This window comes from Paenibacillus sp. SEL3 (genome assembly GCF_054602585.1).
Genome location: NZ_CM137725.1, coordinates 1,712,970 through 1,726,236, shown reverse-complemented (window position 1 = coordinate 1,726,236; position 13,267 = coordinate 1,712,970). Strand labels below are relative to the sequence as shown.

Sequence of the window (13,267 nt, the reverse complement as noted above, 5' to 3'; positions counted from 1 at the left end):
AAATTACAAATACTGGACTTCAGTACACAACTTTATTGTATATCGTACAGGTGAAAAAAGTTGCATTTTACTCGTTAGTACACAACTTTATTGTATATTACAAAATCGGAAAATCGGAAAAAATGTTGATACACCAAGGGGAGCTAGTACACAACTTTATTGTATGTACACATAATTGTCTGGTGATAAAAGAGTGTGGAACCAGTAAAAGATGTACGGAACCAATAAAAAAACTGTGGAACCAGTAAAAAAAGTCTGGAACTAGTCATTTTACAAACATCAAGAAAGATCCCGATGATATATCGGGATCTTTTTAGCTTAGGAGGGCAATTATGTCTACAATAGGCCAACGAATTCGAACTATTAGAAAAACAACAACTTAAATCAAATAAAGTTTGCAAATATAATTGGCATTTCTCAAAGAACGTTGAGTGAGCTGGAGCAAGATAAATACAGACCCTCTCTTGATATAATTATAGCAATTAAAGAAAACTTCAATTCCCATATAGAGTAGTTAATCTTTGGAGATACGCCTGTATCAAAAAACGCTATTTTTAATTTAGCCATTGAAGCTCAGGAATTAGAACTTATTTCTTTGTTTCGAGAACTTACTAAAGAAGATAGAGATAAAATTATTGATTTTATAAAACTGAAGATTGTTCGGTACTAATCTTTCACGAGAGCTCCTTAATGATATGTCTTAGAAATACTCATTTTAATTTTGGTACATACAAGTCACAAACGAGCTCTCTTACTTTGGAGTACAAATCCCTATTGTAATAACGGTCAATTGACAAAAAGCACGACGCGCAAGATCAGGCGTTACAAATGGAATTATTTTGAAGTAACCATTATAGGATACAGATAGAAGTACTATTCAAACGTTGATCTATACCTTATTGAGTTAACTGGTGAAATCCACTAATGGAGTAGTTTCCAACTTTCTTTGTATGGCGATTTTTGGTGTTTCCAGACTTTTTTTCTCGTGTTTATCAAGTGTCGGAGCTAATTCAATAAAATGAACAAAAGAGACGTCATTCTCAAACGTCTGTCTCCAAAGGGGGATTCCTAGTGCGGCTAGCTGGAGACTCGAAGTTATTCAGTGACAGGGAAAGGGAAGCCTGTCACTACACCCGCAGAATCTGTTTCTTTGCCTCTTGGAAGAGGTTTGACTCCCGTTGCTCTACCTGCTCATCCTGCTCTCTGAGCGGGTTTTTGCTTTTTATTGAGTAGAGTATAGAAATGAGATTATTAAGTCTTAAAGGTTCACTATGATTTGTAAACATCATATGAAACGAGGAAAGATGGGGGGAATTAATTATATTTACTCACTCTCCTAAGATATACGATTTGATAGATTAGTTGTATAGCAAGTCTTTATTGTTTACATTGAAAATAACACTTATTATGGTTCTTTCTGTAAACAAAATCACTAATCTGTCCGATACATACATAAGGATGTTTTATTGTTAAATATACCCTTGAAAATTATGATTTCACATATCATTTATATTAGATTTCGGTTTAAGATAACCAGCTATTTTAATATGTACGGTAGTATATAAATGCAGCAACCAGAAAGGAGATGGAACGTGAATCGTGAGGAAATTCTTCAACATTTTGCAAATGAGGTCCACGAACCGTTAAAGCATCAAATGTTATTTACGTTGGAAGCCTCTTTTCAAAATCGTAAGCATGCTTTGGTGAAGACATTTCGTAATTCACTGGAGCAACTACTCGGGAAAGTCAAGCAGATGCAGCGAGAAGGTACCAAGCAGGCGTTGGGATATATATCTTACTCCATGCTTCGTACCGAATTAGCAAACGGAAGGGCGACCTATTTGGTGGAGGCCATGGACAAGACGTGGTTTATGGATCGCCATCCTTGCCGAAATACTTATGATGCAGAATGGGCCTTTCGCTATTTGGACGAGTGGGAGACGGAATTAAGTAAGCATGCTAAGAAATATGGTGGAAGAATCGGCTTGGATGATATTCAAAGGATGAAATTGCGCGCGGCAATACATATTCACCAATATATCATTGCTTTGGCGCGTTTTAGTATCACAGAAGAATGGTTGGATGAAATACAGTTTGCTCATGAAATACAGTTGGAAGATGTGTTCGAGCTGAGAGTCGGAGAATATTGGGACCAAAGTGAAGTCGTTTATAAACGGGATGTGCGTGTCAAAGATTCGACGGTGACGAAAGATTGGCTTGAGGAAAAGAAGCCATATGACTACATACATGAAGTTTTTCGGGGAATTGACGGATCTCGAGGAGATTATGAGGGAATACGTCTGCAATATGCCGATTTGAGTGAAAGTTCTTTTAACAATAGTGTTTTTACAGGAGGAAATCTGATCGGTTCCCGTTGGAATAAAGCCTGTTTACAAGAAGCGGATTTTAGCGGTTGTTTGATTCAGGAAGCCCGTTTTGAACAAGCCAACTTAAAGGGAGCATCTTTCCGGGATGCAATAGCTGTACCTGGAATTTACCAGTCTAAACGATGGGAAAGACCCGGTTTTCAACCCGTAAGTTTTGCAGGAGCGGATCTTACAGGAGCTCAATTTCAGGGAGCCTACTTGAAGGATGCAGATTTCACCGGGGCCATATTGCAGGGGGCTGACTTTATGGGTGCAACGTTTGAGGGAGCCTGCTTCAAAGGAGCGGTGCTGGATGGAAGCCGGTTTAGTTTAGGTATGCATCCAGCCGTTCAGAGTCTAACTTAATTTGGATAACACAATGTGGGACAAACGGAAAGGGAATGGAGGGAGCGTGGCATAGTGGAGTATTTCCTTTGTCAGCAGGATGATCGGATGTTGAATGCTGCTGTACCCGTGTGGGATGAAGAGGCAAATGCAGAGATGATGGACCTAAATGGCTGGACGAATTGGCCTCTATCTTATGCTGCACAGTTTAAGGTTAATGGTCACGATTATACAATTTACCCTGATATTCTAATGGGTTCCAGGATGATGGTATCTGATGCTGTGCATAAATTGTTACAGGTCTTTGTGCCGGGCTTGTTTAGCCGCATGGCTTTGCTTCGGGATATGGAACGTTCGCAGCAAAAGTTGTATTGGATGACTCAACCCCCGTTAGTGGATTGTTTGGGTGAGCAAAGTCAATTTCATCCTGGAGGAACATTGATGAAGCTAGTCGTAGATCGAAAACGTACCGAGGGGAAATCCCTATTGCAAGTTCAAGGGTTGCGTGAAACCTGCACGTTGGTCAATCTGACCTTGGCGGAAAGTCTGCTGCGGAGGGGGACAAGTGGCATCACCTTTCAGGAAGTCGTCATGCAGTAATAAAGATGGGAGTGGATAATGTATGGAACATCTGGATCAGAAAATAGTCTCGATGCTACACACAGTAGCTGTAGAAAATATCGAAAATGATCAATCTTTAATTGAGCATGAAGGGTTGAATCACGCTCACGGGAAGGAGCCGTTTGGACAGCCGCTACAAACACTTATGCAAATTGGCGGAGAAAGACTGGTCTTTGCTCAGCGACATTTGTTGGATGAACGCATTTGTATTACGATGCCAAATAGCTTTCGGGATATGCCCATGCACGAGCAACGATTAAAATATCCTTCTCATCATCGTCCGGATTTTATTTTTACCAATAACACAGGCACGATTAACTTAACCTTCAAGCATACCGAGAGTCCATTACAAACCGAAGAGTTGGAGTACTTTACGGATGAGATGGCTCAGGTGGTAAAGCAAACCCAGAAGTTGACTGAATGGTTTGGCCATGAAGTGCTGGAGAACGAAGAGTGTCGGATTGGATACTGCGAATTTATGACACCAGTATGGAACGCACGTGTATATAATTTATCCTTCTTTACGGTGCTGGAAGGACGTGCGCTAATGTGTACTTTTAACTGTACGGATGAAGAGATGGCAACCTGGCAGCCAATAGCCCGCAGTATGCTGCTAACGTTGAAAATAGAGTCTGAGCGAAAGGAAAATCAACTCTTATGACATTAACCCACATTACATATGATCGGTTGCAAATTACACCATTTGAATTGGTTAGCATTCAGGAACTCCATATGACCAAGCGGCTGAATGAGCACACCCGGCTCTCTTTTACCGCTATTTTACCTGAAGAATTACAGGACAGCTATGTCCAGTTGATCGAAGCCGATTCCCCGGTTTGTGTGTCGCAACTAGATGAAGCAGGCACTCCAACACCGCTATTTAACGGAACGGTGCTCCATATGGAAGTCAAAGTGGTCAGAGATGTGTATTACCTGGAGGTTGAGGCGATATCACACACGTATAAACTGGATATTCATAAAAAGAACAGGTCGTTTCAGGACAAAAATATGAAGGTTGAGGAATTGCTGCGGGCTGTAGGAGCAGATTATCCCGGTTTTGATATCATTGATTCCGCTACAGGGGGAGCGGCTTTAGGCCGTATAGCAGTCCAATATCGTGAAACCGATTGGGAGTTCCTCAAGCGGATCGCTTCGCGTTACCATACTTCACTCACACCTGCGTCGGTATTTGATGTGCCAAAGTGCTATTTTGGAGTCGAGGAAACCCAGTCTGGACTGGACTTAACCAATTATCATTATACCGTCAGCAAGCGAGTTGGAGATTATCGTTATTTTAACGGCAATGATACAGCACATGTAAACGAGCATGATTTTATTGATTACCGGGTTGAGGCGGAGCAGGTATTAGAGCTCGGCAGCACCGTTACCTTTAAGGGTAAAAATCTGTATGTGTACAAGGTAGACACTCATATGCAAAAAGGAATGATGCAGCACGTGTATACCCTGACTTCCCACAAGGGATTGAGACACCAAGAGGTGTTAAACGAGCAGCTTATCGGTCTGTCTTTACCTGGTAAAGTCATTCAGGTAGAGCGAGATCGTATCAAACTACATTTACATATCGATGCTGCGCAGGACCCTACAAAGGCCCACTGGTTTACCTATGTTTCTCCTTATACTGCAGAAGGACATAGCGGATGGTACGTAATGCCTGAGCTCGGGGATACCGTTCTGCTCTATTTCCCTACCCATCGAGAAGAAGAGGGCATGGCAAGTACATCTTTGCGCGAAAAGAATCGGAGTGCGGGGCAACACGCTCTTGCACATCCTGACATCAAATTGTTTCGTACCGCGCACGGCAAGGAAATCAAATTAACCCCTGATGAAATTATCATCACCAGTAAAGAGGGGACGATGTATATCCAGTTAAATGAGAAAAATGGAATTCACATTGTAAGCGATAAACAGATTCAATTTTCAGCAGGAGGGAATATCTCCCTTCATTCCGGCAGTAAAGTGAAAATCACGGCCGGGGATGAAATTCAAATGACGAGCAAAGGCAGTACCGTATCGTTGGGTGGAATAACCAATGTTCTGGGTAGCGAAGTGAAAACAAACTAAGAAAGGACATGGGGAAGGGGAAGAGAAGAATGGCAAAAAAATCTCATTCGGAAGAGGAAACTATTCAGGCTGGACGGGGAAGCAAGCAGGGCTACGTAGTTGCCGGGGCCATCTTGAGCTGCAGCTTTGGTACGCAGCCGACACGGCTCAAACGACCGTTCAGTCACGGCGTATATGTGAAGGAGAAAGCCCAAATGAATGTTGGAGATTACTTGCCCGGCACCAATATCAGCAATTTTGGCCGTTGCTCCTGCCCAGCCAATCCAGCGGTCAAAAGCAGTGACATGGTCGATATTTATGGGGTCAAAAAAGCGAACTGTGTTCCGGTGATCACCGGACCCTGGATCGGGGGCAAAAGCGATGTGCTTGTGGAAGGAGAACCGGCCTTGCTGGACCAATGCTCGAATGCGTGCCTATACGGGGGAATGATTCGGATTACAGACGATGGCCAGACGCTGGAGTAAGGAGGTACAAGTTGGATCACATACAAACGATGTTAACGTATAAGGAACTGGAATGTACAGGTCCATATCCTCTTCAAACGATAAACGAACTGCGTATCGAACGAAAACTAAATGACCACGTCCGGTTAAAGATCAGTGGATGGATAGATGAGGAACAGAGAGATCATTACATAGAACAGGATCAGGATAACGAACCGGTCATTATCCGTACCAAAACAGAAAATGATCAGCCTGAACGCATTTTGTTCCATGGTTTACTGGTCCATGCAGAAACACGGATGGTGCGTGGCATCTATTATGTGGAGCTTGAAGCCGTATCTCATACAATTCAGTTGGATATCACACCTGTAACTCGTTCTTATCAGGATACTTTAATGCCCTACGGAAATTTGATCAAGCAAATCATACAGAAGTACAGCCAGGCCGATGTTATTGATAACGTAACAAATGGTGCTACCCTGCATGCATTTACTTTACAGTATCAGGAGACGGATTGGGCCTTTCTCAAACGGGTCGCTTCCCGATTTGGAGCTATGCTGGTCCCGGAAATTTCACTAAACGGGCCCAAATTCTGGTTGGGTATGCCGGAGGGACAATACGTTGAAATGAAGCATCCCGTTTACCGTACTCGGCGCAGTTTTGATCCCAACAGCAAAACAAAATTTAGCTACTTGCTGCAGAGTGAAAAGCTTGCCCGGCCCGGGGATCTGACGGATTGGAATGGCGAGCAATGGATGGTAGCGGAAGTCACTTCTGAATTGCAAAAAGGAGTACTGCTACACGAGTATGAACTGGTTCACGAACAGGGGATTCAGCAAACAGAGATTTTGTACTCGAACCTCACCGGAGCCTCACTGGAAGGGCATGTATTAGAGGTCCAGTCAGGCCGAATACGTGTTCATCTTACAGTGGATGAAAAGCAGGATCGGGAAACGGCATGGTGGTTTCCATATGCTAGCAGTTATACAGCCGAAGGGAATAGCGGTTTGTACGTCATGCCGGAACGAGGAGATAGGGTATCCGTCCGGTTCCCTACAGAGCAGGAGGCGGATGGATATGCGGCAAGCTCCATACGACAAGGAGAAACTCGCCAAAGCTCGCTGACCCAGCCACCAAGTATTGGGGGACACCTCATGACAAGGATATCAAGCTAAGTGCCAGTGAGTTGAAGATGACGGCCAAGTCGGAGCAGGTTTACATTCAATTGAATGCATCGGGTGTTCAGGTCGTCAGTGAGCATGAATTGTCATTGTCGGCGGGCAATACACTTTCATTGCATGCAGATGGGGAACTAAATATTCAAGCTGCCGAGGCCATCTATTTCAAAGCAGGCAGCAGCAGTTTGATGCTGGACGGTGAAACGGATATCCGATCCGCTAAAGTTCAACTGGAAGGGACGGTTAAAAAACCGGTTTTTGTAGCCGAACTGGCTCCGGTCTGGGAACCGCCATTAATGTCTGTAAAAGCCTATGCAGAGGCGCAGGCGGCGAAAAGTACAGCAAGCAGCAGTACAGGAGGAAGCTCCAATTCAGGCGCTACATCGAAAGATGAGGGAGCCGTTAAGTCAGCCGTAAACACTCCCAGCTCACCGAAGGCCAGTCTACTGGATGGTGTATTGGGACTAGCCCAGAAAGTATGTGATGTGGCTGGGTCTATTCCTGTCTTGGGAGCCATTCCAAAAGCAGCAAGTCAAAAAATAGCTTCGATTCGTTCCGAGGTCGCTTCCTCCGGACCGTCATCCATAGTTAAATATGCGGCAGCAGGCTTGTCCATGATCGCCAGTGTACCTTCCCATGGTTGGGGAGTGGTGTTGGGGAAGACCGCCAAGGTTGCTGCCCAAACCTTACAGGCGCATGCGGAGGAACAGAGGGCGCGTGAACAACATGCGATGATGGATTTCCTGGGCAAGGTGTGGACGAGTGCCAGAGGATATGGAGGAGTACAATCCATATCGGATTTCATCAACTATGTAAAAGGAGTCAATCAGGCTTCCGTCCAAGCCTATAGTGATATTCCTTCTGATATACGGGAACGCTGGTATCAAAGAAATGTGGATCAACAGTTTGAGGATGCGCTGGATGCTTATTATAATAATCAGGATCTCTCCACAGATATAATTGCATTAATGGAGCATCAGCGGCAGACAGACAACCATTTTCGATATAGTGACAGAGCTTTGATGAGTTCCAAGTATCGGGACGATATGAAAGGATACACGACGGAACAGAAAAAATATTTGATTGATTTTCTGAATTCAATTGACGATTATAGAAAAGAGTATGGGCCGTTTAGGGAAAGTCCTTTTATGAAAGATCTGGATAAGACTGAGCGGATTGTGTTGAGTGAAATCAAAAACTCCTCTCATGAATATCTAGAGGCAACATGGGAGCGAATACGTAACTTTCCTAATCTAGATATTAGCCAAATGGTAGTCGATAACTTTAAAGGAAAACAAGACGTAGCAGATAAAATTGTTAAAGTCATAACGCAACCAGAGGCTGTTTATGAAAAAGCAAAAAATAGCTCCAAACAAGAAAATGCCCATCTGTTAGTAGAAGCAGCATTTGCGTTTGTAGTTGGAAGGAAAGGAAAGAAAGGAAAGGAAGGAAAGAAACATTCCAAAGATGACGGTGCTTCACCAGGAGGATCGCATAAGAAGGATGATCATCTCTCTGAGGGGCCAGAATCTATACCGCCTGAGAAATTATTAGGAATTGAACATGCAAATATACTAAATCCAAGAGATTCTTTAAATCAAAAAATTCCAGTAAGAGGCGGTATATCAGGAAAAACAGAAAGTCGTCATTTAACTAAACATGAGAGAAATTTAGCTAATCAAATTCTTGATGATATTTCAGCGCAAGCTCGGGGTGACAAAAGCGCTAAAGCGCGTTTAGAGGCATTAAACGATCATGTTCTTGATAATAGGCGTAATGGGCAGAATTACGCAGGGTGGAATTCTGTATATATACGAGATGAACATGGAAACAATGGTGTAATGCGAATTATTTATAAGCAAACTCCTAAAGGGATTGAGTGGCATGTAGTACAATGGCACTAGGCTTTCTATGGTAGAATTGCTTTTATTGCCATTAATCTGATATAAAGTCGTGTAAAAAGTTAAATTAAGTAACACTAACAATAGAAAGGGAGAAAGTCTAGTGGACGAGAAAGTTAAATATATTAATGAGCTATTCAAATATCTAACACAAAATAATGATACAAAAGAATATCAAACGTTTTTTGCTCTACTAGAAAAAGTAAAATATAATCCTAGCTTGCTAGAATATTACGGAGAAGAATTTGTTGAACATTTGATAGACCTTCTCCCGCGTATAGAAGATAAGTATGATCAAGCTTCAGTAATAGAAACAATCATTGAATGTTTAGACATTTACACATTTAGTGAAAACTACCTTAAGGAAATCTTTGATAAATATATGTTATGTGTAGCTGAAAAAGCTGTTAATGTGAAAGGAATGTCAGCTTGTTTAATAGGGTTTATACAAGCGGGAATTAGTGAAAAAGAAATAATTAAGAAGTTGGAAGAGAATTTAGAGAAAGAACACTTAATAAACGTACTCTCAAAAATGTACATCAATTTTCTTGCTAATTCTGTAGAAGCCAAATCTTACTTGATGAAGGAAGTACAAGAAGCTTATTATTTAATCCAGCGTTCTGGAATTATCGCTCAATTTTTATTATTAGTGCATCCACACGTTCGGAAATATGCGGGAATAAGTCAGATCACATTCTTATACGATTCATACAGAGGTGTGTATGAGGATTGCTGGCCAAGAGGGTTACTTCCCAATATGAAAGACACGCTTATTAAGTCAAAGGTGCTGTCATCAAAGGAAGTAAGTATTTTAGAAGAGTTGGATAGGTTAATCAATAAGCAGGAAAAAGAATTAGATTCGATGGAAGTTAGAAAATTGTATGAAGATTTTTTCGCAGGTAAAGATCCACTTGAGGTAATTTTTACTTTGCCAGTGTAGAAAATTACGTAAAGAGTTCTACCTAACCACTTGATGATATGTTCCTTGGATTAAGCAGGCGTTAGATAACGAAGCCAAGCAAATTCGATTATTCTTACTCCTGCTAAGATTGAATTGATATATTATTCCGATGGACATATTCAAAATTAAATAATCGCCCTATGCTTCTGTGTGTGATTCCTACCTATAGAGTGTCTACCATATAAGGGGAAATATCTCGAAAGGAGAAATCGTTTATATCATCCTGTAAAAGACTGCATTCAAAAGTTTGGGCTAACACATCGGGCGTTTGTCGTTCTGTATGATATCTCTTGAGAGGTTTCGTAGTTGCTTGTTTATTGCTACACTAATTCCCTCACCCGCTTCGGCTACGATGAACAGGAAGCATATATCTTATGATGGAAGTGAAGAGCAGCAAGAACCTACCGCCGCAGCGGTAGGCAGGGTGAATCAATGAAGCATCTCCTTTAGATACGACATAGTCCTTATACGGCGGGAGGATGTGCTTGAATATGATTCTGAAAATATGGACGAGCTTGCTAATTTCGTCAAGCATATCAAAAACCAGTCGGCAATCTTCTACAACAAATTTATGAAGAAGATTTAATAATGCCAATTACACGATATCAAAATAATCAAAAAAACTTGTTTTGATGCAGAAACGACACTCCTTTTCTTTATCACGATATAAAATATTCTTCTCCTCACAACTTAATAAGGGAGAGCATTACTTAAATTGGGTAAGACAGTTTGTGGGTTTAAACTTTATAATGATGTAAGCGAACCAGCGGATTATGGAATAAACTAAGCGGAAGACCGCATTTGGGAGTCGGTTTCCAACTTTCTTTTCATGGTAATTTGTGGTGGTTCCAGACTTTTTATTTCTCGTGTTTATCACGTGCCGCGGCAAACCCAATAAAACCAACAAAATTGGTTCCGTACTTTTTTATCACCCGACATTAATTGTCTGGTGATAAAAAAGTACGGAACCAGTAAAAAAAGTCTGGAACTGGTCATTTTACAAACATCAAGAAAGATCCCGATGATATATCGGGATCTTTTTAGCTTAGGAGGGCAATTATGTCTACAATAGGCCAACGAATTCGAACTATTAGAAAAACAAACAACTTAAATTAAATAAAGTTTGCAAGTATAATTGGAATTTCTCAAGGAACGTTGAGTGAGCTGGAGCAAGATAAATATAGACCCTCTCTTGATTTAATTATAGCAATTAAGGAAAGCTTCAATTCCCATATAGAATGGTTAATCTTTGGAGATACACCTGTATCAATTGAGCCCACACAGTAGGGAACGTCATTCGATTAGCAATACAAAGTAAATAATCAGTTGTAACGTCAAAAACCTTTGCTAAAGATATTAAATGATTAATTTTAGGCCGTGCTACGTTTCGCTCCCAATTAGAAACAACCTGTTTAGTTACCCCGATTTTATTAGAAATTTCCTTTTGTATCCATTCATGGAGTAGTCTCGAATTTTTACATCGCTGTTCCAAAGTATTCATGAATTCATCTCTATTGAGAAAATCAAATAGCTTTTACCCGACCCATCTGCTTACTAATTATACTTACTTATAGCCCATATTATAGCTTATTCATACCCTACTGTACCCTACGAGTAGCCTATGAATAGGCTACGAAGTAAAATATAGCTAAAAAATATTACTTTGCTATTGTATAAAGCTGTGAGTTGTTATATTCTACATTTGTATTTTGAAGTAAAACTAAAATATATCTTAGGAGTAGAAAAAGATAACTGAACTTTACTCTGATTTAGTAGTTCTAAAAAGAAGGTGAATAATGAGCAAAATTCGATCAAGTAACTCTATAGCATCTATTCAACGGAAAATCAAAGAAGGAAGAGGTCAAGGCCACTTTTCGGAATATAAACCTTGGTTGACGGTACATGATGTACCTTCAATAGGGATAGTTACTCGAATTCTTGGTTGGAAAAGTGGTCGACTTCACCATTATCTGTCTGAACACTTTGAATTGGCACATCATTGCCAAATGGAAGTGGTCAGAGCAAGTGATTGATATTCGCGAACAATTTCCTTTATTACCCCTAGATAAAACCCTCTATATTGCATAAAAGTTAAACATCCAACTGACCCCAAGAATAAGCTTCCCATCATTATGACTACAGATATGTTACTTACAGTAAAACAAGAAAAAAGTATAAAATTTATTGCACATTCTATCAAACCTTCTAACAAGTTGACAAAACGAGTTGTAGAGAAATTACAGATTGAAAAAGAGTTCTTTAAAGACCAAAAGATAGAGTGGGCACTTATTACGGAAAGGCAGATAAACTACAATTTATTCAGGAATGTCGAATGGCTTCATAATGCTAAAAACAACGATAAGTTGTCAAATCACCATATAAATAGTCTCGAAGATAATCTCTATTATGCTATTCAACAAAGTGAAAAACCATTTGCGAAAGTTACAAGAGAACAAGATGAATTATTTGGTTTACCAAGTGGGTACTGGATATGACTCATCTAATACAGCCTACTCTACAATCCATGATTATTTTAGAAAATAGACGCAAGCGCAAGGATTCGGAGCACCAGCAGAGAATGTATACAGGGAAGATCTCCCAAATTGGCCGGCACCCCGCCTCAGTGTCGACACGCGTCGAATTCCCCGATTGATGGCAAGCCATTCCCAGTGTTTCTTCTCCATTCGCTCTTTTTAGGCAAAATATTAACACTTTATGTTGGGAAGACCCAATTTAACTAAAGTTTTACTATACATTATTGGAAATTTTGATATAATTCTACCTAGGTCAACCTTCCAATTATGATAGAAAATAGAATTGGATGGTTTTTATACCTGTCCAAGCTGTGCCGCGAGAGACCAGTCCACTGGCAACCCAGCAAGCTGGCATGCGGAGACCGACAATTGTGGAAAATGACAGTCGAGAATATGTTGCTCCATGACGTCAGAAGGTTCAGAAAGGATGAAGCCAACCTTATCCCAATTCCGATGGAAGATGAAGCGCGTGAGCATTTTTGAAAAGCTGGAATTCACCGCCAATCCAAGGGCTGTCCCGTTCATGCCATACGGAGCATTCTTTGAGCCTCATGCAGCACCATCGTCACATCTAATCGTCAGGAAAGGCTCACTACCCCGCAGCCGGATCTTTACTTATCCACACCAGGCGGGGGAATACACAAATTGTACATAGAGTGTATCAATATCCTTAAACATAAGCTTCGACAAAGGCAGCTCCGGTGCCGAATCCGGAGGTACGGCCGACTTTGTGCTGGCCGGCCGGAACCCTACAGCAAGTCTTACATCGATGGGAGGAACATCCCTTGTCCACCCCCAAATCCAATTCCGAACCCAATGTTAAACCAAAGCCCGTC

The 13,267-nt window shown here is 41.2% G+C and carries 12 protein-coding genes; 10 read left to right on the top strand and 2 right to left on the bottom strand.

All coding sequences use genetic code 11. The annotated features are described in order from the left end of the window. The first annotated feature begins 427 nt into the window (after positions 1–427). The 9 genes from ACYCS5_RS08045 (at position 428) to ACYCS5_RS08005 (ending at position 9,876) form a co-directional block, all read left to right on the top strand. Positions 428–514: a hypothetical protein gene (locus ACYCS5_RS08045; protein ID WP_459761307.1), complete on the top strand. Its 87-nt coding sequence runs from the start codon at positions 428–430 to the stop codon at positions 512–514. Positions 515–1,592: 1,078 nt separating this feature from the next. Then, complete coding sequence (locus tag ACYCS5_RS08040; RefSeq protein WP_459761043.1) at positions 1,593–2,732, top strand: pentapeptide repeat-containing protein; 1,140 nt, start codon at positions 1,593–1,595, stop codon at positions 2,730–2,732. A gap of 54 nt (positions 2,733–2,786) precedes the next feature. Further along, positions 2,787–3,311: a hypothetical protein gene (locus ACYCS5_RS08035; RefSeq protein ID WP_256026119.1), complete on the top strand. Its 525-nt coding sequence runs from the start codon at positions 2,787–2,789 to the stop codon at positions 3,309–3,311. Between the two features lie 22 nt (positions 3,312–3,333). After that, entirely contained in the window at positions 3,334–3,993 is a 660-nt protein-coding gene (locus ACYCS5_RS08030) for a hypothetical protein (RefSeq protein WP_069012443.1), read from the top strand. Next, complete coding sequence (locus tag ACYCS5_RS08025) at positions 3,990–5,414, top strand: phage baseplate assembly protein V (protein WP_069012442.1); 1,425 nt, start codon at positions 3,990–3,992, stop codon at positions 5,412–5,414. Before ACYCS5_RS08030 ends, ACYCS5_RS08025 begins: the two co-directional genes overlap by 4 nt. 29 nt (positions 5,415–5,443) lie before the next feature. Then, a complete protein-coding gene (locus ACYCS5_RS08020; RefSeq protein WP_094153718.1) occupies positions 5,444–5,878 on the top strand; it encodes a DUF4280 domain-containing protein in 435 nt (144 codons plus the stop codon). 11 nt (positions 5,879–5,889) lie between these two features. Next, positions 5,890–7,032: a phage baseplate assembly protein V gene (locus tag ACYCS5_RS08015; protein ID WP_459761042.1), complete on the top strand. Its 1,143-nt coding sequence runs from the start codon at positions 5,890–5,892 to the stop codon at positions 7,030–7,032. A 17-nt stretch (positions 7,033–7,049) separates the two neighbouring features. Continuing rightward, positions 7,050–8,939 carry a hypothetical protein gene (locus tag ACYCS5_RS08010; RefSeq protein ID WP_459761041.1) on the top strand — a complete coding sequence of 630 codons (1,890 nt, stop codon included), beginning with the start codon at positions 7,050–7,052 and terminating at the stop codon, positions 8,937–8,939. 100 nt (positions 8,940–9,039) lie between these two features. Continuing rightward, positions 9,040–9,876: a hypothetical protein gene (locus ACYCS5_RS08005; protein WP_341163034.1), complete on the top strand. Its 837-nt coding sequence runs from the start codon at positions 9,040–9,042 to the stop codon at positions 9,874–9,876. A 1,243-nt stretch (positions 9,877–11,119) separates the two neighbouring features. Here ACYCS5_RS08005 and ACYCS5_RS08000 read toward each other — a convergent pair. Then, the gene (locus ACYCS5_RS08000) at positions 11,120–11,398 is read right to left on the bottom strand and encodes a helix-turn-helix domain-containing protein (RefSeq protein WP_069012438.1); all 279 of its coding nucleotides are present in this window, start codon (positions 11,396–11,398) and stop codon (positions 11,120–11,122) included. A 631-nt stretch (positions 11,399–12,029) separates the two neighbouring features. Here ACYCS5_RS08000 and ACYCS5_RS07995 point away from each other — a divergent pair. Further along, entirely contained in the window at positions 12,030–12,392 is a 363-nt protein-coding gene (locus ACYCS5_RS07995) for a TnsA endonuclease N-terminal domain-containing protein (protein WP_230585215.1), read from the top strand. A gap of 333 nt (positions 12,393–12,725) precedes the next feature. Here ACYCS5_RS07995 and ACYCS5_RS07990 read toward each other — a convergent pair whose 3' ends face one another. After that, the gene (locus ACYCS5_RS07990; protein ID WP_340956976.1) at positions 12,726–12,956 is read right to left on the bottom strand and encodes a hypothetical protein; all 231 of its coding nucleotides are present in this window, start codon (positions 12,954–12,956) and stop codon (positions 12,726–12,728) included. Between the last annotated feature and the right edge of the window lie 311 nt (positions 12,957–13,267).